Below are 26,145 nucleotides of genomic sequence, written 5' to 3' on the forward strand. Positions count from 1 at the left end.
TTCACGCGAACAGCTTTCCGGGGTTCATGAGGCCGAGCGGATCCAGGGCGTCCTTGACCGTCCGCATCAGCCGCAGCTCGACCGGCGACTTGTAGCGGGCGGCCTCGGCACGCCGCAGGACGCCCAGGCCGTGCTCCGCCGACACCGAGCCGCCGAAGCGGGCCACCGCGTCGTGCACCAGGCGGTTGATCGGCGCCTCGAGCGCACGGAACGCCTCGGCATGCTCGGGGCCGCAGCGGTCGGCAGCGGGCAGCAGGTTGTAGTGCAGGTTGCCGTCGCCGAGATGCCCGAGAACGGCCAGCCGGACTCCGGGATATCCGGAAGCGATCGCCTCGCCCGTGCCGATGGCGAACTCCGGGATCGCGGAGATCGGCAGCGATATGTCGTGCTTGATCGTCGGACCTTCGTGGGCCTGTGCCTCCGAGGTGTTCTCGCGCAGCGCCCAGAGGTCCTTAACCTGCCCGAGCGACTGCGCGGCAGTCGCGTCGGTGACCCAGCCGCGTTCCAGCGCCGCCTCCAGCAGGTCCATGAGGCTCTGCGAGGCCTGGCCCTCGGCGCGGCTGCTGGACACGCCGATCAGCACGTACCAAGGCGAGGGCTCCGCCAGGGGGCGGCGCAGGGCGGGCATGTGCTTGAGCACCAGGCCCAGGCATTCCTCGCTGAGCAGCTCGAAGGCGGTCAACTCCGCGTTCAGCCGCTGCTGGCCGAGCTCCAGCACCCTGACAGCCGCCTCCAAGTCGGGCACAGCTATGAAGGCGGCGGTCTCCACGGCCGGAAGCGGATGCAGTTTCAGGACCGCCGCGGTTATGACTCCCAGCGTTCCCTCCGAGCCGATGTAGAGATCGCGGAGGTCGTAGCCGGTGTTGTCCTTGCGCAGTCCCCGCAGCCCGTCCCAGACCTCGCCGGAGGGCGTGACCGCCTCCAGGCCGAGACAGAGCTCGCGGGCGTTGCCGTAGCGAAGCACCCGCACCCCGCCGGCGTTCGTCGCGAGATTGCCGCCGATCGTGCAGGTGCCTTCCGCCGCCAGGCTCAACGGGAACAGTCGCCCGGCGGCGCGTGCCGCCTCCTGCACCTGCTGCAGAGTGCAGCCGGCCTCCACGGTGATCGTGTTGTTGACCGGATCGACGGCGCGGATGCGCGACAGCCGCGTCAGCGACAGCACGATGGCGCGTCCGCTGCCATCCGGCACCGAGCCGCCCGAGAGCCCGGTGTTTCCGCCCTGCGGAACCACGGGAACCCGGTTGCGGTTGCACCAGGACAGCACGGCGGCGACGTCCAGCGTGGTGTCGGGCTGGGCGACCGCGAGCGCCCGTCCGCGCCAGCGCCGGCGCCAGTCCACCAGGAACGGCTCCATCTCGTCTTCGCCGGTCAGAAGGCGTCCGGAGAACGCCGCGCGCAGGTCCTCGAGCGAAGGTTTGTCCGCTGGCGGCGCGACGAAGGACGCCGCGAGGGCGGCCGTCGAGCGGGCGAGCAGGGTCGTGTCGACGCCGACCGCCACGAAGCGCGCGCCGAGTTGCAGGTAGTGCCGCGCCAGGACGGGGTCGGTCGCCAGGATGCCCGGCGCCTTGCCGGCCTTCAGGATCGCGGCGATGGCGGCGTCGATCGCCGACCTGACCTCCGGCGCGTCGGGCCGGCCGAGATGGCCCATCGATGCCGCCAGATCGGCCGGGCCGATGAACACGCCGTCGACGCCGTCGACCGCCGCTATGGCCTCGAGCTGCGCCAGCCCCGTCTCGGACTCGACCTGCACCAGGAGGCAGACCCGGTCGTCGGCCTCGCGCAGATACCCCGGGAAGCGCGTCCAGCGCGACGAGCGCGCGACCCCGCTGCCCACCCCTCGGGTGCCCGCGGGCGGGTAGCGCATGGCGCGCGCCAGTGTGTGCGCCTGTTCCGCTGTCTCCACCATCGGCACCAGCAGCGTCGCGGCACCCAGATCGAGCACCTGCTTGATCAGCGCCGGATCGCCGTGCGGCAGGCGCACGACGGGATGCACCGGGTACGGCGCCACCGCCTGCAAGGCGGCGAGGATGCTCCGCAGGTCGTTCGGCGCGTGCTCGCCGTCGATCAACAGCCAGTCGAAACCGCTGCCGGCACACAGCTCGGCGGCGTAGGCGTCGGCCAGGGCGAGCCACAGCCCGATCCGTGTCTCGCCGCGCGCGAGCGCCTGCTTGAAGCCGTTGTCGGGCGTACGCATGGGCTCAGACCATCTTCAGGACGATCGAGCCGAGCGGGCCGTAATCGGCGTGGAACACGTCGCCCCGGCTCATGGCGACCGGGCGGGTGAAGGAGCCGGCCAGCACGACCTCGCCGTCCTCCAGCCCTTCGTCGTGCGGCGCGAGCTTGCCGGCCAGCCACGCCACGCCGTTGGCCGGATGGTTCAGCACCGCGGCAGCCAGCCCGGATTCCTCGATCACGCCGTTGCGGTACAGCAGGGCACCGCACCAGCGCAGATCCACCGCGTCCGCTTTCACCGGCCGACCGCCCAGCACCACACCGGCGTTGGCGGCGTTGTCGGCAATCGTATCGAGCACCTTGCGGGGCGCACCGGTGGTCCGGTCGAGCTGCTCGATGCGCGCGTCGATGATCTCCAGCGCCGGCACCACGTAGTCGGTCGCAGCCAGCACGTCGAAGATCGTGACGTCCGGCCCGGCCAGGCGGCGACCGAGGATGAAGGCCAGCTCGACCTCCACCCGCGGCTTGATGAAACGTGCCGTCGGGATGTCTCCGCCGTCGCGGAAGAACATGTCGTCGAGCAGGCAGCCATAGTCAGGCTCGTCGATCTGCGAGGACACCTGCATCGCCCGCGAGGTCAGGCCGATCTTGTGGCCCTTCACCTGTCGACCCTCGGACAGCTTCACCTCGACCCAGGCCCGCTGGATGGCGTAGCTGTCGTCCATCGTCATGTCCGGGTGACGCTTCGAGAAATGCTCGACCTGTTCGCCGGACTGTTCAGACCGGTGCAGTTCCAGCGCCAGGGCACGAATGGTCGTTGCGTCCAGGTGGCACGCCATACTTGGGCTTCCTCGCTTGTCATCCTGACCGGATCTTCATGGAAGGCCGCCGGGGCCGGGATCCGCTTGGCGATAACTGTCCACAGGAGGGCGGTTGCACACAAACGATGAATATTGGGCTACTATGAAGAAGACCTAACAAATCGACCGATCGGATGCCGCTCTCCCGCTTCACGCTTCGCCAGTTCGAGGCGTTCGTCACCGTCGCCGAGACGCTGAGCTTCACCGAGGCCGGCAACCGCATGGGCCTGACGCCGTCGGCGGTCAGCCAGCTGGTGGTCGAGCTGGAGAATTCCCTGGGCCTGCGGCTGTTCGACCGCAGCACGCGCAAGGTCGAGCTCTCGGGCCCGGGCCGGGAGCTGCTGAGCTCGGCGGAAGCGGTGCTGAGATACGCGGGCTTGGCGGAGATCGCCGCCGAGGATCTGCGCAATCAAGCCGCCGGCATGATCCGCGTCGCCGCCCCCCAGGTGATCGCCGGGATGATGCTGCCGAGGATCATCGAGCCCTACGCCAAGAGGCACCCGAAGGTGGTCGTCGCGATCCGCGACGCCGCCGTCGAGCGCCTGGTGGACGTGGTGGCGACCGGCGAGGTCGATCTGTCGATCGGCCCGGACCGCCCGCATGGCGACGACGTCGAGCGGCTGCCACTGTTCGACAGCCCCTGGGTTCTGTGGTGCGCGCCCGAACACGGGCTTGCCGGCAAGCCAGTCGTCGAGTGGGAGGACCTGCGCGGCCTGCCGATGGTCGCCGCCGGCCGTGACCACGAGCGCAGTGTCGCCCGCATGCGGAGCAATTTGCCGGAGGAGGAGCGCATCACACCGTCCCAGGTAGTGGATCACATCTCGACGGCCCTCGGCATCGCTGCCGTCGGGCCGGCGGTGACGCTGTCGCCGGCCTATGTGGGCATCCTGGCGCGGCGGCTCGGGCTGGTGATGAAGCGCATCGTGGAGCCGGAATCGATCCGGCAGGTCTGCCTCTACCGGTCGACGCGGCGTGCTCTCTCGCCTGCTGCGGAGGGGTTCGCCAAACATCTGACCGACTGGATCGAGGCGAACGTCGGAGAATTCGACTCGGCTTGATCGGTGTGCCCGATGCTTGCCCCCTGACCGTCGGGTGGCCGGTCAGAGGAGGCTACGGACGGCCGCGCCGCTCCGCCCCCTACTCCGCAGCGCCGACCTTCGGCACGTAGGGCTTGCTGGTGAAGTGCTCGGCGTTTCCGGCGTCGGCGAACTTCAGCCCGGCCGCCTTGAGCGCGCCGTCGGGCACCCGCTCCAGCGGCACGTAGTAGCGGTCGTCGTCCTTGGTGATGGTGTCGTTGTCGACCCGGTTGTAGCAGACGATCAGGGTCCAGCGCCGGCGGTCCGAGCGGTTCTGGTCGGAGCGGTGGAACAGGTTGCAGTGGAAGATCACCACGTCGCCGGGGTCGAGCTCGGCGTACACCCGTTCCAGCCGCTGCTCGGCGGCGGCCACGCGGGCCGGGTCGATGCCGTTCTGCTCCGGCGTGATCTGCACGTGCTCGACCCGCCCGAGATGGTGCGAGCCCTTGAGGAACTGCAGGCAGCCATTGCCGCGGTCGGTGCGGTCGAGCGCGATCATGCAGCTCAGCAGCCGCGGGTACAGGCAGCCGTTGTAGTACCAGTAACCGTAGTCCTGGTGCCATTCCCAGGCGCCGCCGCCGCCGGCGTCCTTGGCCGTCAGCTTCGACTGGAAATGATAGACCGGCCCGCCCAGCAGGGCTTCGGCGGCGTCGACCATGCGGTCCGAGCGCGCCGCCAGGCCGTAGACGCTGTCGCCGGCGCGGTTCCACAGCGCGATCCTGGTGCCGCCGCCCTCGCCGTCGGCGCGCACCAGCATGTGGTCGCGGACCGACGGATCCTCCTCCATGGCGCGGCGCAGCAGGTCGACCTCCTCGGCGTCGAACAGGCCGCGCAGCACGATGTAGCCGTCGCGCTCGAAGGCGGCGACCTGCTCGGGGGTCAGGGCGGTGCTCATGCGATGGTTCCTCCGGTCGATGCTCTTCTTTGCGGCGGTGGGCCCGCCGATCATTGTGGGTATTTCAGACCCTCGGCGGTTGCGAGTCCAGGGTGGCCCTCACCGCACTGCGCTATAGTGAGCCAAGTCCTCTGCAACCCCTGGAGCATCAGGCGTGACGATCCCGACCATCCGAAACCTCATCAACGCATTGATGCGGCGCCTGTGCCTTCGGGCCAGCTCAGCATCCGAGTCCCGCAACCTCGGCCGGTCGATCCATGCGCGCTTCGCTGCACTCGGCGGCGTCGAACTGGAGCTGCCGGCCCGTCGGACCGGACGCGGACTCTGATACCCAACCAGCACGCAGCGGGAACCGGCATGGCAGACGGGACGGCACGGGTGTTCGTCTACGGCACCCTGATGAGGGGGGCGCGCAACGCCGCCCTGCTGGACGGCGCCGTCCTGGTGGCGGCCGACGCGACCACCGCCGAGGCCCGGTTCGTCATGCGGCAGTTCGCCTCGTCCTCCAGCCCGGGCAAGCAGACCCCAGGCGTGCTGGCCGGCGGCGGCGGGTTCGTACGCGGCGAGATCTACGCGGTCGACGAAGCCGGCCTCGCCGCCCTCGACCGGCTCGAGCAGAACGGCGCGCGCTACCGCCGCGAATGGGCGGCGATGAGCGACGGCGGCCACGCCTGGATCTACCTGCTGATCGCGCCCGACCCGCCGTCGGAGCGCCAGGACCGGATCGGCCACGACCCGGCGACCGGCACGTTCTGGTGGGAACGGGCGGAGCCGGCAACCGACTGACGGCTGGCGCGGGCGCCGCGAGGCGATAGTCTCGTCGCCCGCCATTGCCGAACCCCGGGAGGACCCCATGCCGTTCGCCGTCGACCGGATCGACCACGTGGTCATCAACTGCCGCGACCTGGAGACCACGGTCGCCTGGTATCAGAAGGTGCTCGGCATGCGCCGCGAGGAGTTCGACTACCAGGGCCACACCCACACGGCACTGCGGTTCGGCGACCAGAAGTTCAACGTCCGGCCGACCGGCACCGCGCACTGGTGGAGCGTGCAGAACGACGCGCCCGGCGCCCTCGACCTGTGCTTCGTCACCCGTTCGCCGGTCGAGGAGACGATGGCGCACCTGGCCGCCTGCGGGGTCGAGATCGCCAACGGCCCGGTGGCGCAGACCGGTGCCCTCGGGGCTATGACCTCGGTGTACTTCTACGACCCCGACCGCAACCTGATCGAGGTCGCGGTGTATTCGTAGCTCTCGCCGAAAACTAGCGTATCCTGCCCTGCGCACTCTGGCAGGGAGCACGGGCGGACCCATGACCGAGACCACGCTGCTCCGGGGCGCCGTCCTGCTGGCGGAAGACGATCCGCACCAGCGCGAGATCCTCACCCGGCTCGCCCGGCCGCTCACCTCCGGCGACCTGCTCGTGGCCGAGCACGGCGCCGACGCGCTGTCCAAGCTGGACGGCCGCAGCGAGCTCGACCTGCTGATCACCGACCTGCAGATGCCGGTGATGGACGGCGTCGCCCTGCTCCGCCACGTCGCCGAGCGCGGGCTGTCGCCGATGGTCGTGCTGGTCAGCGCCGAGCACTCGTCGATCCTGACGGCGGCCGAGCGGGTGGCCCGGGCCTATGGCATGCGCCTGCTCGGCAGCGTGGCGAAACCGGTGACCCGGGCCGCCCTGCATGCCCTGGTGGCGGGCGCGGCACCGGTTCCCCCGGTCCGCATTCCGGGGCCGTCGGTCGTCGCTTTGTCCGCTGCGGAAATCCGCTCCTGGATCGGGCAGGGTCACCTGTCGATCGACCTGCAGCCCAAGCTCGAGCTGGCGAGCGGGACGGTCGGCGGCGCCGAGGCGCTGGCCCGGCTGTTCTCGCCGGTCGCCGGGCTGCGGATCCCGCCCGGGCGGTTCGTTCCGGTGATCGAGAGCGACCGGATGCTGACCGCCGACTTCACCCTCGCCGTCACCCGCACCGTCGCGGGCGCCCTGGCGGCCTGGCCGGTCGGGACGCCGCCGCCGACTCTGTCGATCAACCTGCCCGGCAGCTCGCTCGCCGACCCCGCCCTTGCCGACCGGCTGGCCGAAGCCCTCGATCACGCCGGCATCGAACCGGCCCGGATCGTCTGGGAGGTCACCGAGACCGCGGCGCTGGAGAGCATGGGGGCAGCCATCGAGATCCTGACCCGGCTGCGCCTCAAGGGCTCGGGACTGTCGATCGACGACTACGGGACCGGGCACTCCTCGCTCGGCCGGCTGGCCGCCATCCCGTTCACCGAGGTCAAGCTTGACCGCGCCTTCGTCCATGGCTGCGCCGCCGACCGCTCGGCCCGAACGATCATCGCCTCGACCGTCCAGCTCGCCCACGACCTCGGCATGAAATGCGTGGCCGAGGGTGCGGAAACCGATGACGAGGTCGACGTGCTGCGTGACCTCGGCTGCGACGCCGTGCAGGGCTACGCCGTCGCCCGTCCGATGCCGGTCGACGCGTTCGCCGCCTGGTGCCTGGCGCGATAGCGCAGCTACTTCTTCTCCTTCTGCTCGACCGGGCCGCCGGCGCCGACCCAGCCCTTGAAGCCGTCGACGACGTGGGCGACCTTCGGCAGGCCCATGTCCTGGGCCGCCAGGGTCGACAGCGCCGAGCGCCAACCGCTCTGGCAGTAGAACACGAAGGTCTTGTCGGCCTGGAACTGCGGCTTGGCGTACGGGCTCTCCGGGTCGATCCAAAACTCCAGCATGCCGCGCGGGCAGTGGAACGCGCCGGGGATCATGCCCTCGCGCTGCAGCTCGCGGACGTCGCGCAGATCGACGAACTGCACGTCGTCGCGCCCCAGCAGGTCCCGGGCCTCGGCCGCCGGGATCGAGCGGACCCTCGTGTTGGCCTCGGCCACCATGTCCTTCACGCGCTTCATGGGGGCGGTCTCCTCATTGCCGGCGCCCCATCCTGCCAAGCCGCCGCCCGGGGACCAAGGGGAACCGGACAGGCCAGGTGCCGTTCGGCGGACCCGGACCTCCCGGCGATCCGGCCGGCCCGGACCAAGAAGCGAAAATTTAACTGTTTTTTGAATCTTGAACGACCAGACTCCGGGTCTAGGTCTTGGTCGAATCCGTGACTGAGGAACCATCCCCCATGGTCGCCGCCCGCGAATCGACGAGCTCCCCGGCGCCTGTCAGTCCGACCGGACGCCATGCCGGCGACGGGAGCAATATGTTCCGGCTCGACCTGGAACCCGGTCAGTCGGCCGCCGTGCCCCGGTTCCGGTCGCTGTCCGAAATCGGGTCCGAGAAGCTTCACCGCATCCATGCCTACTGGCTGGGCCAGTGCGACGGCGACCGGCTGCCGCGGCGCGCGCAGATGGAGATCGACCGGCTCGGCTACATCCTGCCCAACCTGAACCTGGTCGACGTCCATCACGATCCGCTCGACTTCCGGTTCCGGGTGCACAGCGTGAAGGGGGCGGATTACGTGGACGCCGACCTGACCGGCAGGTCGGTCAGGGACTATCCCGACCCGCAGTACGCCACCTTCGTCTGGGCTGTATTCCAGGCGGTGGTGGAATCGCGGGAGGCGAAAATGGTCTCGGAGCGGCTGTTCATGACCGATTCGCGGATCTTCCGCTGGGAGGGCGTCGTGATGCCGCTCGCGGAAGCCTCCGGCCGGATCGACAAGCTCATGGTCGCCTTCGAACTGTTCGAGAACGACCCGGACACGTAGGGTCGCACGACGCCGGACGGCGCCACCCGGCCCGCGCCGGCGGTCAGTCTCGAAGGGTCCAGTCGGCACAGCGCCGCGCCGTCGGGAACCGGTCCTCGAGGCCGAGCTCGGCGATCCGCGCAATCGAGGCCTCGAACAGGGCGCGCGACACCGGCACCGTGTCGGGCTCGAGCGCGACCCGGCGCAGGATCTCCTCCTGGTCGCCATAGGCCGCCAGCAGCTCGCGCAACGCCCCTACGGCCTCGTCGGCCTTGTCGACCCGCAGGTCGCAGCGGTCGATGCCGTGCGGCGAGGTCACCCTGAGCGCGGCCGAGTGCAGCGGCTCCAGGATCTCGCCGCCGGCGTCGCGGCCGGCCTCCAGCGCCCGCAGCAAACGCTCCTCCAGGGCCTCGCCGGAAGTCGCCTCGAAGGCCGCGACCATGGTGTCGGTGATCCGCTCGTTGGCCAGGATGTTGCCGATGGCGACGCAGCCGTCCCCGACCGTGTCGGTGTAGATCGAGTACATGCGGTTGCCGTGGTGCACGGCGGCATGGCCGGCGCCGTCGAGGGCGGCGAGCTGGCGCCACTCGATCCCCGGCTCGCCGGCGGTGACCCGGGCGATCGCCTCGTCGGCCGAGGCGCCGTCGGCCAGCAGCGCGATGCCGCGGTCGCCGAGCCGGGCGTCGGTGCGGTGCTGGCTGAGGAACGCGCCCTTGCCGTGCAGCACTCGCAGGCAGCGGTTGCCGACCGCCAGCGACGAGGTGCCGATGGCGCCGCCATACGCCCCGGTCTCCGGGCAACGGGCGATGATCGAGAAGGTCATGGGGACTCCGGGGGAAAGTCAGGTGTCGCCGGCAGCATGCCGCCGGAGCGCGGCGGCGTCAGCCCCGGTCGGCGGGTAACGGCGGACGATGGAGCGGCGGGTGGGTTCCGGCTCCGTCCTGCCTCCGGCGGTCCGGTCCGGAATGACGACAGGAAGAGGGGGCCGTCGAGGTCCTGTTCTTCATTGTCGTCATTCCGGACGGACGCGCCGCCCTCGGCGCGGGCGAGCCGGAACCCACCCGCGCAACGGGCACCCTCACCCGACCGGCGTCAGTTTCGTCACCGTCTCCGGGGCCAGCTCGGCCAGGTAGACCGCGCCGTCCGGGCCGACCGCCAGGCCGTGGGCGCCGTTGATGGCGGCGCGGCCGCGGCCGGCGATGGTCCCGTCGAGGTTCAGGGCATGGATGCGCGGGACCTGGTCGGACACCAGCACAAGGCCGCGGTCGTCGACCGTCACGTCCATCGGGTTCTGGAAGCCGCGCCAGATGTCGAGCAGCCGGCCCGTGCGGTCGAACACCTGGACCCGGCCGTTCTCGCGGTCGGCGACCAGCACCCGGTCGCGGCCGTCGACGGTCACCGCATGCGGGGTCATGAACCGGCCCGGCACGCTGCCGAGCCCGCCCCAGGACCCGAGATGCCGGCCGTCGGCGGCGAACCGGTGCACCCTTGTGTTGCCGTAGCCGTCGGTCACGTAGATCTCGCCGTCGGGCGCCACCGCCAGGTCGGTCGGGCTGTTGAACGGCGCCTCGAAGGCCGGGACGTGGCGACGGCCGAGGGTGAACAGGATGCCGCCGGCGAGATCGCAGCAGACGATCTCGTGGGCGTCGCGGTCGACCACGAACAGCCGCTCGGACCCGTCGGGCCGGCGGTCCAGGTGGATGCCGTGGCCGTCGGCGATCCGCCCCTCCAGCAGCCCGCCCGCGAAACTGCCGTCCGGCCCGAACACCAGCACCGGCGGGTCCTTGCGCTGCAGCACGAACACCCGCCCGTCGGCCGCCGCCGCCAAGTGGCTGACCATGCCGAAGCCCATGCCGGCGGGCAGCCGGGCCCAGCCGCGCTCGATCCGGTAGCGCCGGTCGCCCAGGTCGGTCACGATCCCCTCGTTCGCAAGCATCCCTCGCCCTCCCATTGCCGGCATCCGTCGCACCACTATGCCAGCCTGCCGGCGCCTGCATCCATCCCGACCGAGGAACCCCGCATGGCCCGTGTCCCCTATCTGTCGCCCGAGGATCTCGCCGAGGCCGACCGCGACCTGCTGAAGCGGCCGATCACCCTGCACCGGGCGCTGGTCAACAGCCCCGGCATGACCCGGGCGTTCCTCGGGCTCGGCCAGCACATCCGCTATGGCAGCCGGCTCGATCCGCGGCTGCGCGAGCTGGCGATCATTCAGGTCGGCTACCTCACGCGCAGCGACTACGAGTACTCGCACCACACCAGGCTCGGCCTGCAGCAGTTCGGCGTGACCGAGGACGACATCCGGGCGATCTCGCGCGAGACCGACGGCGAGGCCGGCGACGGCGGGTTCCCGGAGCTGGAGACCGCGGTGCTGAAGGCCGCCCGCGAGATGGTCACCGACCTCGGCGTGTCCGACGCGACCTACGCCACCCTGGAGCGTCACCTGGACCGCGAGGTGGTCGTCGACCTGATCGTCACCATCGGCTTCTATTGCGGCGTCGTGCGGATCCTCGCCAGCCTGCGGATCGACGTCGAGGACGACTACGCGCCCTACCTCGAACGCTTCCCGTTCCCCGAGCGCGCCTGACCGGCCGGGCACACCGGCGGGCGGTGGACAGTCGCGCCGGATCGGGTAAGGGTCCGGGATGATCCCCGAGCGCCTCGACCGTCACCTGGCCTTCCTGCTGACCGCCGACCGGCTGAAGCAGGTGGTGCGCAAGAACCGCCTGCACGACGGCAGCCGCAACGAGAACAGCGCCGAGCACAGCTGGCACCTCACCCTGATGGCGCTGACCCTGGCCGAGCACGCGCCGCCCGGTACCGACACCGCGCGCGTCGTCGAGATGCTGATCGTGCACGACGTGGTCGAGATCGAGGCCGGCGACCACTGGGTGCTGGACGGCAACGCTGCCGCGGTCGCCGCCAAGGAGGCAGCCGCCGCCGAGCGGCTGTTCGGGCTGCTGCCGGCCGACCAGCGCGACCGGTTTCACGCGCTGTGGACCGAGTACGAGGCGCGCGCGACCGAGGAGGCCCGGTTCGCCCGGGCGCTGGACAGCCTGCACCCGATGCTGCTGGTCTGGGGACCCGGCGGCTCCGACGAGGTGCACGCGCCGGTGACCGCCGGCTTCATGCGCGACTACAAGCGCGCCGCCCTCGAGCCCTACCCGGCGCTGTGGGCGCTGGCGGAGCGCCTGCTTGACGACGCGGTCCGGCGCGGCGCTTTGGAGCCCTGAGACCGCTTCGCTATCTTTTCGCGAAATTTGGGATAGGCTTCCAAAGCCGAAGGTCGAGGCGACGCCCGTCGGCCGGCGGCGACCGCTCGACGCGAACCGAGCGCCCGCGCCCGTCAATCCCGGGAGGCGATCCGATGCCGGACACCGACAGCGAGTTCAAGGGACAGGCCCTGCCCCTCAAGGACAGCGACTTCGAGCGGGCGGCCGCCCGGCTCGGCTGCGAGGTCGCCGCTATCCGGGCGGTCGCCGAGGTCGAGTCCGGCGGCCGGTCCGGCTTCCTGCCCGACAAGCGGCCGAAGATCCTGTTCGAGTCGCGCTGGTTCCACAAGCTGACCGGCGGCCGCTACGATGCCAGCCATGGCGGGATCTCGACGCCGACCTGGGTGCGCAACTACAGGGGCGGTGCCGCCGAGTACCAGCGGCTGAACGAGGCGATAGCGCTCGACCGCGAGGCCGCCCTGAAGTCGACCAGCTGGGGCATGTTCCAGATCCTCGGGGTCAACTTCGCCGTCGCCGGGTTCGGCGACGTCCAGGCCTATGTGACGGCGCAGCTGGTCTCCGAGGGCGCCCACCTCGACGCCTTCGCCGGCTTCGTCACCGCCAACCGGCTCGACGACGAACTGCGCGACCGCCGCTGGAGCGACTTCGCCCGTGGCTACAACGGCCCCGGCTACCGGCAGAACCGCTACGACGAGAAGATGGCCGACGCCTACGCCCGCTACAGCGGCGGCGCGATCGCCCCGACCACGCTCGACGTCCAGCGCGCGCTGAACGCCCGCGGCGCCAACCTGGACACCGACGGCAAGACCGGACCGCTGACCCGGGCGGCGATCCGGGAGTTCCAGCGCGATGCCGGGCTGCCGATCACCGGCGTCGCCGATCCCGCCACCCTGGCGGCACTCGGCCTGTCGCACGATCACGACCCGGTCGCGACCTCGGCCCGCCTGAACGACGTGTGATGCGCAATCGCCGGGCGGTCAGTATCCGGCCGCCCGGTCGACCACCTCCTTCAGCGGCTCGCCGTCGAGGAACCGGCGCAGGTTCTCGACGAATAGCCGGGCGACGATGCGGTCGCGCTGCGGGTGCGGTCCGCCGATATGCGGCAGCACCAGGATGCCCTCGGTGCCCCAGAACGGGTGATCCTCGGGCAGCGGCTCCTGGCGGAACACGTCGAGCACGGCGCCGGCGATGGTCCCGGCCCTGACCGCCGCGATCAGGTCGTCGTCCCTGATCAGGTGGCCGCGGCCGAAGTTCAGCAGCCAGGCGGTCGGCTTCATCTTCGCCAGCCGCTCGGCATCCATGATGTTGTCGGTCTCGGGCGTGGCGGGCAGCAGCAGCAGCACGAAGTCGGACTGCGCCAGCACTTCGTCGGTCCGCTCCGGCGGCAGCACCGCCTCGACGTGCTCCATCGGCTCCGGCCGGCGCCGGGTACCGATCACCCGCATGCCCAGCGCGCCGGCAATCCGCGCGACCTCCTGGCCGATGGCGCCGAGACCGAGGATGCCGAGGGTCTTGCCGTTGATCGGCTGGGCGACCGTCGACACCCACTTGCCCTGCTTCTGGTTGGCCGCCGCCGCCGCGTACGGCTTCGCCACGTACAGCAGACCGGCGACGATGTTCTCCGGCATCGACTCCCTGTGGGTGCCGCGCGCGCAGGTCAGCGTGACCCCGGCCGGCAGGTCCGGCACCGCCAGCCAGCCCTCGACCCCGGCGGTCATCGACTGGATCCAGCGCAGCTTCGGCATCGCCGACAGCACCCCGGCCGGCGCCCCGACCGCCATCAGCGCCTCGGTGCGGGCGAGCTGCTCGGGGGACGGCCGGTCCTTGCGCGCCAAGGTGTCGATGACGACCCGTCCGGACAGGCCGGCGGCCCCGGCCGCCTCGACATAGGCCTCGGGCTTGTCGGTCCAGAGCAGGATATGGGCGGGTTCGGTCACGGCGTCGGCTCCTCCAGGTGGAACCCGAACGCTAGCGATGCCGGCCCGTCACAGCCAGTGGCCGGTGCACTCCGAGACCGTTTCCGCCGGGGCAACGCCGGGTTAAGGCGCGGACTCGCCGATCCAGGCGATAGCGTCGTCGCGGTTGTCGAAGAAGCGGTAGACCCTCGGCGACCCCTGCAGTTCGTTGACGGCCTCGTAGAGCCTGAGGAGCGTCCGTTCGACGTTGGTCTGCACGACGATCGCCGTACGGCCGTCGGCCCGCCGGTAGTGGGAAACGCGTTGGCCCGCTTCGGCAATCCTGACGATTCCGTCCTTGGCAAGCACGCTCAGATCGGCCTCGCCGAGGTCCCAGAGCGAGTTGTCGGTCCGGTGTTCGGGGAAGTGCTCCAGGATGACCCGGACCAACTCGTCGGCCCGGACGTCGCCAACCACCGTGAAGATCGAGAGGCTCAGTTCCTCGACTACTTCGACGGCGATCGGTTCGGTCAAACCCGCCTCCCGGTCTCCTGACTGCAGACGTCGACGTCCGGCCGCGGGTCACGCCGGATCGACGTGGTCGCGCCCCTTCCACGTGAACTGCGGTCGGGTGCCCCGGTCGTCAACCCCCGGCACGGAACTTCAGGGCCAGTCGCCGATCGAGCCGACCTGCGGCACCACAGGCCCCGACCGGCGTCAGACGCTCTCCACCTCGCCGCCGGCGTCGACCCAGCCCTTGAAGCCGCCGAGGTTGCGGACGTTCTCGTAGCCCATCTCCTTCAGCACCTTGCCGACCAGCGCCGAGCGGCCGCCGGAGGCGCAGTAGGCGACCACCGTCTTGGCGCGGTCGAACGAGGCGTCGTGCAGCGGCGAGGCCGGATCGGCGCGGAACTCCACGAGGCCGCGCGGGATCGACAGCGCGCCCGGCACCTTGCCCGAGGCCGCGACCTCGGCCGGCTCGCGCACGTCCAGGAACAGCACGTCGGGCCGGCCGACCAGCGCCTTGGCCTCCTCGGGGCTGATCCGCGGCACCGCGGCCTCGGCGTCGGCGAGCATCTGCTGGACGGTCTTCATCGGGGCATCTCCCTTGGAAACGGTTGCCGGGGAGAGTGCCGCCGAGCCGGCGGTCATGGCAAGGCGTTCGGGCCGCCAGCCATGCGGGGTTGCCCGACGGCGGCGCGGGCGGTAGACCCTGGGCCGTTGGGGAGTAGCTTCCGGCCAACCGGCCGGGACCGCGTCAACACACTCGCACCGTCAGGTGCGTGGCGCGGTCAGCGGACCACCATCCGCCTAGCAAGACCATCGCACTCCGGCGGTTCGGGCTCGCCGGAAGGCATGGTCTCACGCCCGGTGGATCGTCGGATGACTCCCACCTCGATCGCCGTCCTGTCGCTCAGCATGTCGGCCGACGCCTTCGCCGCCGCCGTCGGACGGGGTGCGGCCCATCGGCCGAGCCTGTTCGGCGCCATGCGCACCGGCTTGGTATTCGGCGCGATCGAGGCCGTCACGCCGCTGCTCGGCTGGTCGCTCGGACTCGCCGCCTCCGGCTTCGTGGCCGCGGTCGATCACTGGATCGCGTTCGGGCTGCTCGGCCTGGTCGGCCTGCGCATGGCGTTCGACGGGTCGCGGCGCCTGTCGGCCGCGCCGTCCGACCGGCAGCCGGCGGTCCGGCGCGGGCTGCTGCCGCTGCTGGCGACTGCGGTGGGCACCAGTATCGACGCCGCCGCGGTCGGCGTGTCGCTCGCCCTGCTGCAGGCCGACATCCTGGCGATCGCGGCCGCCATCGGACTGGCGACCTTCGCGATGGCGTCGCTCGGGATGATGGTCGGTCGCGCGGTCGGCGCCCGGCTCGGCAACGTCGCCGAGATCGCCGGGGGCCTCGGCCTGGTGGCGCTCGGCTCCGCGATCCTGCTCGACCACACCGGGATGCTCGGCTGAGCGGTCGCGGCGGTCAGGCGGCCTCCCGCACCCACGCCTCCAGCGCGTCGATCGGTTTCAGGTCGGGCGCCAGCCACGCCCGCCGGGCCTCGGTCGACAGCAGCCGCTCCTTGCTCCAGAAGTCGAACGCGATCGCCTTGGAGCCGAGCGCGTCGTTCAGCAGGCCGTGCACCTGGTCGAGCAGCGGCATCGACGCCGGCACCTGCGCGAGATAGCGCGCGATGCTTCGTACGTAGAACGCGGTGATGGTCTCGTGATAGCCGCGGGTGTCGGAGTTCGGCACCCCGCAGGCCTCGTTGTAGCGCGAGATGTCGTTCCGCAGCCGCTCGAGCGCTTCCTCGGCACCGTAGGTCGCAACGTAGTGGTGGCCGATCGTGAGGTGCGCGAAATGATCCCACTCGGGCTTCGGCAGGGTGCGGGCCCGAAACGCCGCGACCCGGGCGAGGATCGCGTCGGGGCCGTCGTAGACCTTGCCCGGCTTGTTCCAGGAATGCGGACTGTCCATCGCCATGCAGCGTCTCTCCTTACACGAAACCCAGGCCGCGGGCGATCGCCGCCAGCCCGAAGCCGGCGACCACCAGGCCGGCGATCCGGTTGATCCACAGGATGCGGGTCTCGCCGAGGCGGCCGCGCAGGACCCCGGCGACCCCGCCGGCCAGCACCAGCCACCATCCGGCCGACCCCAGGAACACGCCGGCCACCAGCGCGCCGGCCCGGCCCCAGGCCGCCCCGCCGGCGCCGATCCCGACGCCCAGGCCGCCGACCAGGGCGGCGAAGGTCAGCACGGTCTGCGGGTTGCCGGCGGTCAGCACCGCGGTCTGCGCGAACGCCGCCAGCGGGCGCCTGGCCCGGCCGGCGGTCGCCGCCGCGGTCGCCGGCCGGGACCGCCAGGATGCCAGGCCGAGCCACAGCAGCAGCCCGCCGCCGACCAGCGCCAGCGGCCCCTGCCAGGCCAGCAGGAAGGCCGACACCGCGGTCAGCCCGAATGCCGCGATGGCGCCGTAGCCGGCGTCGGCGGCCGCCGCCCCCAGCCCGGTAGCGAAGCCGACGGCGAACCCGTCCTCCAGGCTGCGGCGGATACACAGCAGGCCGATCGGCCCGACCGGCATGGCCAGCGCCAGCCCGAAGGCGAGCCCGGTCAGGAACTCCGATGTCCCGAGTTCGGGCGCCATCGGTCAGCCCCGTCCCTCGGGCCCGGGTACCGGCAGCGCCGCCGTCTCCTTGGCGCTCGACAGCGCGATGAAGGTCAGGCTGCGGGCCACCCCGGGGATCGCCTTGATGCGGTCGCTGACCAGCCGCTCCAGCGCCTTGGTGCCGGCGACCCGGACCTTGAGCAGGTACGACCACTCGCCGGTCACGTGGTGCAGTTCGAGCACCTCCGGCAGGGCGGAAGCCGCCGCGATGAAGCCGGCGTTGTGCTCGGTGCGGTCGACCAGCACGAACAGGAACGCCAGCAGGTCCAGGCCGACCGTCTCCGGGTCGACCCGGGCGCCCCAGCCGGTGATCACCCCGCGCTCCTGCAGCCGGCGCAGCCGCTCGTTGGCGGCCGACACCGACAGGCCGGTGGCCTCGGCGAGGGCGGCATTCGTCACCCGACCGTCGATCTGCACGATATCGATAATTTTCCGGTCAACATCATCCATAACAGGATAATTACTCGAACTTATACCGATGATCAATATGATCTCCAGAATCTCGACCAGACGGCCCGATCTTCCGCCGACCCCGGTGCGCGACTGTCGGGCTTCCGCTATGATTGCGGTCGCCTTCGCGCCGTGGAGAGGGAGAGATCGGCGCCATGGACCGGTCGACCGGCAACCGATTCACCCTGGACCTGTGCGAGGTCGGCGGCGCGCTCGGCGATCTCGGCACGCTGCTGCCTCTGATGCTCGGCGTGATTGCGGTGGCCGGTCTGGCACCGACACCGGTCCTGCTCGGCTTCGCCGCGTTCTATGTCGCGACCGCCCTGGTCTACCGGCTGCCGATTCCGGTGCAGCCGATGAAGGCGGTGGCCGCCGTCCTGCTGACCACCCAGGTGTCCGGCGCCGGGCTGGTCGCCGCAGGCGTGACCATCGGCGCCGTGATGCTGCTGCTCGGGGTTACCGGCTGGATCGACCGCGTGGCCCGGGCGGTGCCGCAATCGGTGCTGGCCGGGCTGCAGCTCGGCCTCGGCCTGGCGCTCGCCCTGGTCGCCGTCGAGCTGCTGGGGACCGCGCCGGTCGCCGGTGCCGTGATCCTCGGCCTGCTGCTCGCCCTGCTGCTCGTTCCCCGCTACCCGGCGGCGCTGATCGCGCTCCTCGCCGCGGTCCTGCTGGCCCAGGCGGTCGAGATTCCGGGCGTCGGGTTCTCCGGCGACCCGGCCGCCGGCTTCGCCCTGCCGGCGCTGCCGACCCTGGCGGAGCTGCGGCAGTCGGTCACGCAGCTGGTGCTGCCGCAGCTGTCGCTGACCCTGACCAACGCGGTGCTGATCACCGCCCTGCTGGCCGGCGACTACTACGGGTCCAGGGCCACCCACGTGACCCCGGCCCGGCTGTCGGTGACCACCGGCCTCGCCAACCTGCTGCTGGCGCCGTTCGGGGCGCTGCCGATGTGCCACGGCGCCGGCGGGCTGGCCGCCCACCACCGGTTCGGCGCCCGCAGCGGTACCGCACCGCTGCTGCTCGGCCTCGCCCTGGCAGCCCTGGCGCTGGCGCCGGGCCGGCTCGGGATCGAGCTGCTGGCGGCGGTTCCGGCCGCCGGCCTCGGCGCCCTGTTGCTGGTGGCGGCCGGCGAGCTGGCGCTCAGCAGGCGGCTGTTCGACGGCAAGCCGTCCTGCCTGCCGGTGATCGCCGCGACCGCCGCGGTCACGCTCTGGGCCGATCCGTTCTGGGGGCTGCTGGCCGGCTGCGGAGCCGAGCTGGTGCGGGTCGCCGTGGTGCGCCGGCTGTTGCGGCGCGACGCCCGCAGCCGCTGAGGGCTACCCCGGGTAGGTTCCCGCGACCCGCGCCTTCGCGACCAGCAGGGCCGACACAACGTCCAGGGTCGGTGTCGGCAGGCCGGCGGCACGGGCGAAGTCCTGGACCGACCGCACGATCCCGTCGATCTCCATCGGCCGCCCGAGGTCCCAGTCCTGCAGCATCGAGGAGCGGTGCTCGGACCGGCGCTGCGGGTCGCGGTTGCCGGCCTCGTCCAACGGCACCTCGATGCCGTGGGAGCGCGCCACCGCCCGGGCCTCGCGCATCATCGCCAGGGTGATCTCCAGGGTCTCGGGATCCTCGGCCAGGCCGCGCTCGCTCAAGCCCGTCAGCACGCCAAGCGGCGAGCGCGAGATGTTGACCAGCAGCTTGGCCCAGAGTGCGGCGCGGATGTCGTCGGCGATCGGCGCCTTCACGCCCGACGCCTCGACCACCGCCGCCAGCCGCTCGACCCGCCCGGACCGCGCGCCGGACGGCTCGCCCAGGGTCAGCGCCCCGGGCCGCGGCGCGACGTGCCGCACGAATCCGGGCTCGACGACCTGGCTCGGGCAGTCGACCACGCAGCCGATCGCCCGCTCCGGCCCGATCCCGCGCCAGATCGCGCCGTCCGGGTCGAGCCGGGCGATGGTCCGGCTCTCGACGCCGGCGCGGCCGTGGTCGTACCACCAGGGAATGCCGTTCATCGCACACACCACCGGGGTGTCCGGCCCCAGCATCGGCGCGATCGCCGCCGCGATCGCCGGCAGGGCCGGCGCCTTGGCGGTCACCACCACGGCGTCGACCGGCCCGAGTTCGGCCGCCTTGTCGGACGCCGGGACGCTGACGGTCCAGCGCTCGCCCCGGCTCTCCACCGTCAGGCCACGGTCGCGCAGCGCCGCCAGATGCGGCCCGCGGGCCAGCAGGGCCACCTCGGTCCCGGCCCGCGCCAGATGCCCCGCCAGGAAGCCGCCGACCGCTCCCGCGCCCACGATGCCGATGCGCATGCCCTGCTCCGCCCTTCCGTTTACGCCGCGTCCGGACCGGTATAGCGTCACCGGCATCGTTCTGCCCATGCCCTGCTTTCGGACCTGACCGATGACCTTCTCGCTGCTCGGTCGATGCGCGACCACCGGCGCCTTCGGAATGGTGGTCAGCTCGTCGTCGACCGCCGTCGCCGCCCGCTGTGCCTATGCCCGGGCCGGGGTCGGAGCGGTCGCCAGCCAGAACATCACCGACCCGCGGCTCGGCCCGCAGGGGCTCGACCTGCTGGCCGCCGGGCTGTCGGCGCCGGAAGCCCTCGACCGGCTGGTCGCCGCGGCGCCGCACGCCGAATACCGCCAGCTCGCCGTGCTCGACCGCGAAGGCCGGAGCGCCGTGCACAGCGGCGCCAGGACCCTCGGCGTGCACGCCGCCGAGCGCGGCGGCGGGTGCGTGGCGGCCGGCAACCTGCTGGCCGACGCCGGGGTGCCGGCGGCGATGGTGGCGGCGTTCGAGGGCAGTGTCGGCGAGCCGCTCGGCAACCGCCTGCTGGCGGCGCTGCGGGCCGGGCTGTCGGCCGGCGGCGAGGCCGGGCCGGTGCACTCCGCCGGGCTGCTCATGGTCAAGTCGGCCCCGTGGCCGGTCGCCGACCTGCGGGTCGACTGGGCGCACGACCCGATCGGTGATCTGGAAGACCTCTGGGGGCGCTGGGCGCCGGAGATGGACGCCTATGTGACCCGCGCGCTCGATCCGGCAACGGCACCGGCCTACGGGGTGCCGGGCGACCCATGACCACCTCGGCGGCGGTCGGGCCGGCACGATCGACCTCTCTCGCGCTGCTCGTGATCGCCGAGGTGGCGGCGATGACCCTCTGGTTTTCGGCCACCGCCGTGGTCCCGGCCATGCGCGCCGAAGCCGACATTCCGGCCGCGCTGGCGTCCTGGTTCACCGGCGGCGTGCAGATCGGCTTCGTGATCGGCACCCTGGCGAGTGCGCTGCTCGGGCTCGCCGACCGGCTCGACGGCCGCCGCCTGTTCTGTGCCAGCGCCCTCGCCGCGTCGGCCGCCAACCTGGCGATCCTGGCGTTGCCGCCGGATTCATGGGCGATCGTCGGCCTGCGCATGATCACCGGGATCTGCATGGCGGGGATCTACCCGGTCGGCATGCGGCTCGCCGCCGGCTGGGCGCGTGGCGACATGGGGCTGCTGGTGGGGCTGCTGGTCGGCGCGCTCACCTTGGGCTCGGCCAGCCCGCACCTGTTCCTGGCGCTCGGCGGCCTCGACTGGCGGCTGACGCTGATGGCGGGCTCGGTCGCCGCGGCCGCGGGCGGGCTGCTGATCCTCGGCGTTCGCGAAGGCCCGGCGACCCGGCGCGCCACCCGGTTCGAGCCGGGGCATGCCCTGCGGTACTGGACCGACCGGCCGGTGCGCTACGCCAATTTCGGATACCTCGGTCACATGTGGGAGCTGTACGCGATGTGGGCGTGGCTCGGGGTGTTCCTGGCCCGCGCCTACGCCCCGAGCGCCGGTGCCGATGCCGGCCTGTACGCCGCGCTGGTGACGTTCGCGGCAATCGCCGTCGGCGGGCTCGGGGCGATCATCGCCGGGTTCGCGGCCGACCGGGTCGGGCGCACCTTGGTCACCAGCGCCTGCATGGCGGTCAGCGGAGCCTGCGCCCTGCTGGTCGGCACCGTGTTCCACGGCGCCCCGGTGCTGCTGACCGTCGTGGTGCTGGTGTGGGGCCTGACGGTCGTCGCCGACTCCGCCCAGTTCTCGGCCGGAGTCGCCGAGCTGTCGGCGCCGGAGACCATCGGCACCATGCTGACCCTGCAGACCTCGGTCGGCTTCCTGCTGACGCTGGCGACCATCAACCTGGTGCCGTGGGCGGCCGAGACGGTCGGCTGGCGCTGGGCGTTCGCACCGCTGGCGCTGGGGCCGGCGTTCGGGGTGTGGGCCATGCTGCGGCTGCGCGGCATGCCGGAGGCGCAGCGGCTGGCCGGCGGGCGCCGTTGACAGGATCGTTTGATCCGGCTTGTATGTTGATATCAACATTACTAAGTGCCGACCGACGGAGAGGATTTCCGATGCCCCGGATCACGCCGTTTCTCTGGTTCGACGGACAGGCCGAGGACGCCATGAACTTCTACCTGGGGATCTTCCCGAACTCGAGGACGCTCGAGGTCACCCGCTGCGGCGAGGCCGGGCCCGGACCCGAGGGCAGCGTCCTGGTCGCCTCGTTCGAGCTCGACGGCCAGCGCTTCAACGCGCTGAACGGCGGCCCGCAGTTCCGGTTCACCGAGGCGGTGTCGTTCGTGATCGACTGCGCCGACCAGGCCGAGGTCGACCACTACTGGGACCGCCTTTCCGACGGCGGCACGCCGCAACAGTGCGGCTGGCTGAAGGATCGCTTCGGGGTGTCGTGGCAGGTGGTCCCGACGGTGCTGCCGGACCTGCTCGGGGACCCGGATCCCGCGCGGGCGGGTCGGGCGATGCAGGCAATGCTGCAGATGACCAGGCTCGATATCGCGGCGCTTCGGGCGGCGGCCGACGGCTGACCGCCCGGCACTCACCGGCGCGAGCGCAATTGACAATCGTTCGCAGCATGCGCAGGTTAGTCCGGTCCGCAGCCTGGGGTCCCGGCATGTATGTCTGCCTCTGCAACGCCTTCACCGACCGCGACGTGAACCGCGCCATCGATGCCGGCGCCCATACCGTCGGCCAGGTCTACAAGCGGCTCGACGCGGTGCCCCAGTGCGGCAAGTGCAAGGACACCATCCGCGAGATGCTGACGGATCGGCACGCCATGCAGTCCCCGGCCGAGGCGGCCCAGCCCTTCGGCATGCCGGCGGAACCCGCGGCGGCCTGACCGACAACAGAAAATGCACTTGCATATTTTTGGCGCCACCCCATCTGCCTCCATATCAATGCAATTACATTCACATGGAGACGCATGATGCCCGGACCCGACACCCCGTACACCCTGATCAGCCATGCGCTCTGCCCCTACGTGCAGCGCGCGGTCATCACCCTCGCCGAAAAGCGGGTGCCGTTCCGCCGGATCGACATCGACCTGGCGGACAAGCCGGACTGGTTCCGGGCGATCTCGCCGCTCGGCCGGGTGCCGGTGCTGCGGATCGGCGACGACACCGCCCTGTTCGAGTCCGCGGTCATCGTCGAGTACCTGGAGGAGGTCACCGACCGCCCGATGCACCCCGCCGCCCCGCTGGAGCGCGCCCGCCACCGGGCCTGGATCGAGATGGCGTCGGCCACCCTAGACGCGATCGCCGGGTTCTACGCCGCTCCCGACGCCGAGGCCTTCGAGACCAAGAGGCGGGCGCTCGCCGACCGGCTGGCGCGCCTGGAAGCCGGACTCGAGGCGCAGCCGTACTTCTCGGGCGAGGCGTTTCGCCTGGTCGACGCCGCCTGGGCGCCGGTGTTCCGCTACCTCGACACCTTCGAGACGATCGGCGAGTTCGGCCTGCTCGACCACTGCCCACGGGTGGCGGCCTACCGGTCGGCCCTGGCCGCCCGCCCGTCGGTCCGGGACGCGGTCGCCCCCGACTACCCGCAGCGCCTGGCGGGCTTCCTGCGGCGCCGCGGCTCGCACCTGTCGAGCCTGATGCCGGAGCTTCAGCCGGTGGCGGGCGCCGCCTGATCGAGCCAGCCGTTCAGCAGGGCGGCCAGGACCCCGGGCTGCTCGAGCGGGATCATGTGGCCGCAGCCGGCGACGATCTCGTAGCGGGCCCCCGGGATCCCGGCCGCCAGCCGATCGGTCTCGTCGCGCGGCCGCAACTCGTCGGCCTCCGCCGCCACCACCAGGGTCGGGCAGCGGATCTCCGGCAGCCGGCCGTAGCCGTCGACCCGCTCGGCCGCCAGCTGCCGCAGCAGCACCTGCTTGCCGAGCCGTGTCCCCATGGCGAGCATGCGCTCGACCAGGACGGCGTCGTCCCGGCGCGACGGATGCAGGGCCCGGCGCAGGTCGCTGCGCGACAGGCCGCGGAACGGTGCCGCCGCGATCCGGGCCCGCCGCTGGCGGTTGCGCTCGGCCCGCTCCGGCGTGGTGCCGAGCGCCGAGGTGGCGATCAGCGCCAGCGCCTCGACCCGCTCCGGCGCGGTCAGCGCGATCTGGCGCGCCACGAACCCGCCCATCGAGAAGCCGACCGCCACGAACCGCTCCGGCGCCTCCTCCAGCACCCGCGCCGCCATCGCCTCGATCGAGGAATCGCTGAACAGGTCGGCGTGCAGCACCCGCCAGCCGGGCCGCAGCAGCGGCACCAGGTCGGTCCACAGGTCGGCGTCGCACATGAATCCCGGCAGCAGGATCAAGGTCTTGTCGGTCGAATCCGGATGACCAGGCAATGCTCCACCCCGTCTGCTAGTGCGAGTGACTATCAGTTAAGTCATTAATTTCACGGAGATATTCTCTCCTAGGCCGGTTTGGCGTATGATCCGGTCAATGCCATCGTGGAGGACGGTTCCGATGAAGGGCGACAAGAAGGTCATCGAGCACCTCAATCGCATCCTCAAGAACGAGCTGACGGCGATCAACCAGTACTTCCTGCATTCCAGAATGCTGGCGGACTGGGGCGTGTCGAAGCTCGCCAAGCACGAATACGACGAGTCGATCGAGGAGATGCGGCACGCCGACTGGCTGATCAAGCGCATCCTGTTCCTCGAGGGGCTGCCGAACCTGCAGGAGCTGGACAAGCTGCGGATCGGCGAGTCCGTGAAGGAGGTCCTCGAATGCGACCTCAAGCTCGAGATGAAGGCGATCCCCGATCTGAAGGCGGCGATCGCCCATGCCGAAAGCGTGCAGGACTACGTCTCGCGCGACCTGTTCCGGAAGATCCTCGACGACGAGGAGGGGCACGTCGACTACCTGGAGACCCAGCTCGACCTGATCGGCCGCATCGGCATCGAGCACTTCACGCACCTGCAGACCGAAGCCAACGAGACCGGCGACTGACGAAAGCGCCGACCGGGCGCGGGGGGCCGGGCGCAGCGGGGAGCCGGGCGCAACCGGCGGCCGGCTCAGGCCGCCATCCGCCGGACCGCCGTCACCACCGCCTCGACGCCGGCGGCCGGATCGCCGAGGTCGACGGCGGCGGCTGCCGCCTCGGCCCTGGCCGCCCGCTCCCGGTCATCGACCAGCACCCGGATCGCGTTGACCAGGGACTGCACGTCGGTGCGGTCGGTCGGCACCACCACGGCCGCGCCGGTCGCCTCGATGGCGCGGGCGGTCACCAGGTGCTCCAGGTTCCAGGGCAGGATCAGCTGCGGGGTGCCGGCCATCAGCGCGGCGACCGCGGTCGACAGCCCGGCATGGTCGATCACCAGCCGCGACGACGGCATCACGGTCGCGAAGTCCTGCGGCTCGCCGTGCAGTGTGACCCCGGGCCGGGCGAATTGCGGCCGCGCCTGGGCCGGCAGCTCGCCGACGAAGGCCTCGCCCGCCACCTTCGCGGCCGCCAAGGCGTCGAGCGCCAGCTTCACGTGGGCGTGCCCGGCCGGCAGGTACAGGAACACCCCGCCCTCGCGGCGCTCCTCCCACGGCCGCGGCCGGATCCCGCGCGGCATGTTGAACGGCGCCAGGGTCGGCGCAGTCCGGAACCGGGCATAGGGATCGACCAGCGGCAGCGAGAACACGAAGGTCCGGTCGCCGCTGAACGCGTCCGCCAGATGGTCGATCGGCGCCCAGCCGCGCGCCCGCAGCGCCCCGTTGGCGGCGTCCAACAGTTCGGCCTCGTGATCGAGGCTGAACCGCTCAAGGCTGTCCTGCCACGGCCGGATCGGCGGCATCGGCCGGCCCGGCGGCGGGATGGTGTAGCCGTTGCCGACCACCACCGACGGCACCCGGCCGCGGGCCGCCAGGTTCAGGGTCGGCGAGAAATCCCCGACCACCACGTCCGGCCGGACCGTCTCGATGATCCCCTCCCAGGCGGTCAGCCGGCGGGCCAGCCCGCCCTGGTGGCCGTAGCCGATGATCCGCAGCACGTCGGCGAAGCTGTGGGTCGGGATCTTGCGGACCGCCGGGTCGCTCGGAATGTTCCAGCGCGGCGCCTGCAGCAGCCGGTAGCCGGGACGCGGCCGGGCCGTCGCCGGGTCCAGGAACGGCCCCGCCCGGTCGACGTCCTGCAGCGCCAGCACGACCTCGGCGCCCTCGGCCACCAGCCGGTCGCCGATCGGCCGGAACCGCGTCAGGTGGCCGAGCCCGGCCCCGAATTCCCATCCGAACAGGACCCGCATCCTGCTCCCACCCACCCTGACCCCACCCACCCTGGCCTCACCCACGCCGTTCGATCCGGTTCACGCCACGCTCCGGCACCTTGACTGCGCCTCGTGCTTAGCGCACCGGCCCGCCCGCGTCACGCGCCGGCCGCATGCGGGTCATACCGCGAGGCCCGTTGACCGGGGACCGGTTCCGAACAACAACCAGGGGCCCCGCCGGCCGGCCCGCGCCTGGC

The 26,145-nt window shown here is 71.6% G+C and carries 32 protein-coding genes and 1 riboswitch; of the genes, 17 read left to right on the forward strand and 15 right to left on the reverse strand.

What is annotated here, in order from left to right; genetic code table 11:
• Position 1 precedes the first annotated feature (1 nt).
• A complete protein-coding gene (gene hpaI / locus IE246_RS28220) occupies positions 2-2,194 on the reverse strand; it encodes a 4-hydroxy-2-oxoheptanedioate aldolase (protein WP_308434475.1) in 2,193 nt (730 codons plus the stop codon).
• A 4-nt stretch (positions 2,195-2,198) separates the two neighbouring features.
• The gene (hpaH, locus tag IE246_RS03820; RefSeq protein ID WP_189987618.1) at positions 2,199-3,011 is read right to left on the reverse strand and encodes a 2-oxo-hept-4-ene-1,7-dioate hydratase; all 813 of its coding nucleotides are present in this window, start codon (positions 3,009-3,011) and stop codon (positions 2,199-2,201) included.
• A 155-nt stretch (positions 3,012-3,166) separates the two neighbouring features.
• Between hpaH and IE246_RS03825 the strand changes: the two genes are divergently transcribed.
• On the forward strand, positions 3,167-4,090 hold the full coding sequence (locus IE246_RS03825; protein ID WP_189987619.1) for a LysR family transcriptional regulator: 924 nt from the start codon (positions 3,167-3,169) through the stop codon (positions 4,088-4,090).
• A 79-nt stretch (positions 4,091-4,169) separates the two neighbouring features.
• Here IE246_RS03825 and IE246_RS03830 read toward each other — a convergent pair whose 3' ends face one another.
• On the reverse strand, positions 4,170-5,003 hold the full coding sequence (locus IE246_RS03830) for a phytanoyl-CoA dioxygenase family protein (protein ID WP_189987620.1): 834 nt from the start codon (positions 5,001-5,003) through the stop codon (positions 4,170-4,172).
• Positions 5,004-5,157: 154 nt separating this feature from the next.
• Between IE246_RS03830 and IE246_RS03835 the strand changes: the two genes are divergently transcribed.
• From IE246_RS03835 to IE246_RS03850, 4 genes are all read left to right on the forward strand, one after another.
• Complete coding sequence (locus IE246_RS03835) at positions 5,158-5,331, forward strand: hypothetical protein (protein WP_189987621.1); 174 nt, start codon at positions 5,158-5,160, stop codon at positions 5,329-5,331.
• A 29-nt stretch (positions 5,332-5,360) separates the two neighbouring features.
• Positions 5,361-5,789 carry a gamma-glutamylcyclotransferase family protein gene (locus IE246_RS03840; protein ID WP_189987622.1) on the forward strand — a complete coding sequence of 143 codons (429 nt, stop codon included), beginning with the start codon at positions 5,361-5,363 and terminating at the stop codon, positions 5,787-5,789.
• Positions 5,790-5,856: 67 nt separating this feature from the next.
• Positions 5,857-6,252 carry a VOC family protein gene (locus tag IE246_RS03845; RefSeq protein WP_189987623.1) on the forward strand — a complete coding sequence of 132 codons (396 nt, stop codon included), beginning with the start codon at positions 5,857-5,859 and terminating at the stop codon, positions 6,250-6,252.
• A gap of 61 nt (positions 6,253-6,313) precedes the next feature.
• Complete coding sequence (locus IE246_RS03850) at positions 6,314-7,510, forward strand: EAL domain-containing response regulator (RefSeq protein WP_189987624.1); 1,197 nt, start codon at positions 6,314-6,316, stop codon at positions 7,508-7,510.
• A gap of 5 nt (positions 7,511-7,515) precedes the next feature.
• Here IE246_RS03850 and IE246_RS03855 read toward each other — a convergent pair whose 3' ends face one another.
• The gene (locus tag IE246_RS03855) at positions 7,516-7,905 is read right to left on the reverse strand and encodes a rhodanese-like domain-containing protein (protein ID WP_189987625.1); all 390 of its coding nucleotides are present in this window, start codon (positions 7,903-7,905) and stop codon (positions 7,516-7,518) included.
• A 296-nt stretch (positions 7,906-8,201) separates the two neighbouring features.
• Between IE246_RS03855 and IE246_RS03860 the strand changes: the two genes are divergently transcribed.
• Positions 8,202-8,708, forward strand: coding sequence for a PAS domain-containing protein (locus tag IE246_RS03860; protein WP_189987626.1), 507 nt, complete (start codon positions 8,202-8,204; stop codon positions 8,706-8,708).
• Positions 8,709-8,751: 43 nt separating this feature from the next.
• Here the strand turns inward: IE246_RS03860 and IE246_RS03865 are convergent, their stop codons facing one another.
• Positions 8,752-9,510: a DUF1028 domain-containing protein gene (locus tag IE246_RS03865; protein WP_189987627.1), complete on the reverse strand. Its 759-nt coding sequence runs from the start codon at positions 9,508-9,510 to the stop codon at positions 8,752-8,754.
• Positions 9,511-9,765: 255 nt separating this feature from the next.
• Complete coding sequence (locus IE246_RS03870; RefSeq protein WP_189987628.1) at positions 9,766-10,623, reverse strand: NHL repeat-containing protein; 858 nt, start codon at positions 10,621-10,623, stop codon at positions 9,766-9,768.
• Between the two features lie 84 nt (positions 10,624-10,707).
• On the opposite strand from IE246_RS03870, the gene IE246_RS03875 reads away from it, so the two are divergent.
• The 3 genes from IE246_RS03875 (at position 10,708) to IE246_RS03885 (ending at position 12,876) form a co-directional block, all read left to right on the forward strand.
• On the forward strand, positions 10,708-11,271 hold the full coding sequence (locus tag IE246_RS03875) for a carboxymuconolactone decarboxylase family protein (RefSeq protein ID WP_189987629.1): 564 nt from the start codon (positions 10,708-10,710) through the stop codon (positions 11,269-11,271).
• A 58-nt stretch (positions 11,272-11,329) separates the two neighbouring features.
• Positions 11,330-11,917 carry an HD domain-containing protein gene (locus IE246_RS03880; protein WP_189987630.1) on the forward strand — a complete coding sequence of 196 codons (588 nt, stop codon included), beginning with the start codon at positions 11,330-11,332 and terminating at the stop codon, positions 11,915-11,917.
• A 134-nt stretch (positions 11,918-12,051) separates the two neighbouring features.
• The gene (locus IE246_RS03885) at positions 12,052-12,876 is read left to right on the forward strand and encodes an N-acetylmuramidase domain-containing protein (RefSeq protein ID WP_189987631.1); all 825 of its coding nucleotides are present in this window, start codon (positions 12,052-12,054) and stop codon (positions 12,874-12,876) included.
• An 18-nt stretch (positions 12,877-12,894) separates the two neighbouring features.
• On the opposite strand, the gene IE246_RS03890 is transcribed toward IE246_RS03885, so the two are convergent.
• The 3 genes from IE246_RS03890 to IE246_RS03900 form a co-directional block, all read right to left on the reverse strand.
• The gene (locus IE246_RS03890; protein ID WP_189987632.1) at positions 12,895-13,854 is read right to left on the reverse strand and encodes a D-2-hydroxyacid dehydrogenase; all 960 of its coding nucleotides are present in this window, start codon (positions 13,852-13,854) and stop codon (positions 12,895-12,897) included.
• A 102-nt stretch (positions 13,855-13,956) separates the two neighbouring features.
• A complete protein-coding gene (locus IE246_RS03895; protein WP_189987633.1) occupies positions 13,957-14,346 on the reverse strand; it encodes an STAS/SEC14 domain-containing protein in 390 nt (129 codons plus the stop codon).
• 183 nt (positions 14,347-14,529) lie between these two features.
• The gene (locus tag IE246_RS03900) at positions 14,530-14,907 is read right to left on the reverse strand and encodes a rhodanese-like domain-containing protein (RefSeq protein ID WP_189987634.1); all 378 of its coding nucleotides are present in this window, start codon (positions 14,905-14,907) and stop codon (positions 14,530-14,532) included.
• A gap of 116 nt (positions 14,908-15,023) precedes the next feature.
• Positions 15,024-15,125, forward strand: a riboswitch (yybP-ykoY riboswitch).
• 70 nt (positions 15,126-15,195) lie between these two features.
• Between IE246_RS03900 and IE246_RS03905 the strand changes: the two genes are divergently transcribed.
• Positions 15,196-15,771 carry a manganese efflux pump MntP gene (locus IE246_RS03905; RefSeq protein ID WP_189987635.1) on the forward strand — a complete coding sequence of 192 codons (576 nt, stop codon included), beginning with the start codon at positions 15,196-15,198 and terminating at the stop codon, positions 15,769-15,771.
• Positions 15,772-15,784: 13 nt separating this feature from the next.
• Here IE246_RS03905 and IE246_RS03910 read toward each other — a convergent pair whose 3' ends face one another.
• The 3 genes from IE246_RS03910 to IE246_RS03920 are packed head-to-tail and all read right to left on the reverse strand — an operon-like array spanning position 15,785 to position 17,414.
• Entirely contained in the window at positions 15,785-16,282 is a 498-nt protein-coding gene (locus tag IE246_RS03910; RefSeq protein WP_229836328.1) for a hypothetical protein, read from the reverse strand.
• A gap of 13 nt (positions 16,283-16,295) precedes the next feature.
• Entirely contained in the window at positions 16,296-16,943 is a 648-nt protein-coding gene (locus IE246_RS03915; protein WP_189987636.1) for a LysE family transporter, read from the reverse strand.
• A gap of 3 nt (positions 16,944-16,946) precedes the next feature.
• The gene (locus IE246_RS03920; protein WP_189987637.1) at positions 16,947-17,414 is read right to left on the reverse strand and encodes an Lrp/AsnC family transcriptional regulator; all 468 of its coding nucleotides are present in this window, start codon (positions 17,412-17,414) and stop codon (positions 16,947-16,949) included.
• Positions 17,415-17,569: 155 nt separating this feature from the next.
• On the opposite strand from IE246_RS03920, the gene IE246_RS03925 reads away from it, so the two are divergent.
• Complete coding sequence (locus tag IE246_RS03925; protein WP_189987638.1) at positions 17,570-18,724, forward strand: putative sulfate/molybdate transporter; 1,155 nt, start codon at positions 17,570-17,572, stop codon at positions 18,722-18,724.
• 3 nt (positions 18,725-18,727) lie between these two features.
• Here the strand turns inward: IE246_RS03925 and IE246_RS03930 are convergent, their stop codons facing one another.
• A complete protein-coding gene (locus IE246_RS03930; protein WP_189987639.1) occupies positions 18,728-19,708 on the reverse strand; it encodes a ketopantoate reductase family protein in 981 nt (326 codons plus the stop codon).
• 91 nt (positions 19,709-19,799) lie between these two features.
• Between IE246_RS03930 and IE246_RS03935 the strand changes: the two genes are divergently transcribed.
• The 5 genes from IE246_RS03935 (at position 19,800) to IE246_RS03955 (ending at position 23,336) form a co-directional block, all read left to right on the forward strand.
• The gene (locus tag IE246_RS03935; RefSeq protein ID WP_189987640.1) at positions 19,800-20,474 is read left to right on the forward strand and encodes a DUF1028 domain-containing protein; all 675 of its coding nucleotides are present in this window, start codon (positions 19,800-19,802) and stop codon (positions 20,472-20,474) included.
• Complete coding sequence (locus IE246_RS03940) at positions 20,471-21,694, forward strand: MFS transporter (protein WP_189987641.1); 1,224 nt, start codon at positions 20,471-20,473, stop codon at positions 21,692-21,694. The genes IE246_RS03935 and IE246_RS03940 overlap by 4 nt, the downstream gene beginning before the upstream one ends.
• Before the next feature lie 71 nt (positions 21,695-21,765).
• The gene (locus IE246_RS03945) at positions 21,766-22,236 is read left to right on the forward strand and encodes a VOC family protein (protein WP_189987642.1); all 471 of its coding nucleotides are present in this window, start codon (positions 21,766-21,768) and stop codon (positions 22,234-22,236) included.
• Between the two features lie 86 nt (positions 22,237-22,322).
• The gene (locus tag IE246_RS03950; RefSeq protein WP_189987643.1) at positions 22,323-22,547 is read left to right on the forward strand and encodes a (2Fe-2S)-binding protein; all 225 of its coding nucleotides are present in this window, start codon (positions 22,323-22,325) and stop codon (positions 22,545-22,547) included.
• Between the two features lie 87 nt (positions 22,548-22,634).
• A complete protein-coding gene (locus IE246_RS03955) occupies positions 22,635-23,336 on the forward strand; it encodes a glutathione S-transferase family protein (protein ID WP_189987644.1) in 702 nt (233 codons plus the stop codon).
• Here IE246_RS03955 and IE246_RS03960 read toward each other — a convergent pair.
• Complete coding sequence (locus tag IE246_RS03960) at positions 23,312-24,007, reverse strand: alpha/beta fold hydrolase (RefSeq protein ID WP_229836333.1); 696 nt, start codon at positions 24,005-24,007, stop codon at positions 23,312-23,314. The two genes, IE246_RS03955 and IE246_RS03960, sit on opposite strands and share 25 nt — an antisense overlap.
• Before the next feature lie 154 nt (positions 24,008-24,161).
• Here IE246_RS03960 and bfr point away from each other — a divergent pair, with 154 nt between their 5' ends.
• Positions 24,162-24,647 (forward strand): bacterioferritin, encoded by a 486-nt coding sequence (gene bfr / locus IE246_RS03965; protein ID WP_189987645.1) that lies wholly within the window; start codon positions 24,162-24,164, stop codon positions 24,645-24,647.
• A 65-nt stretch (positions 24,648-24,712) separates the two neighbouring features.
• On the opposite strand, the gene IE246_RS03970 is transcribed toward bfr, so the two are convergent.
• Positions 24,713-25,927, reverse strand: coding sequence for a glycosyltransferase (locus IE246_RS03970; protein ID WP_189987646.1), 1,215 nt, complete (start codon positions 25,925-25,927; stop codon positions 24,713-24,715).
• Between the last annotated feature and the right edge of the window lie 218 nt (positions 25,928-26,145).

It is taken from the genome of Thalassobaculum fulvum, from assembly GCF_014652915.1.
Classification (GTDB): domain Bacteria; phylum Pseudomonadota; class Alphaproteobacteria; order Thalassobaculales; family Thalassobaculaceae; genus Thalassobaculum_A; species Thalassobaculum_A fulvum.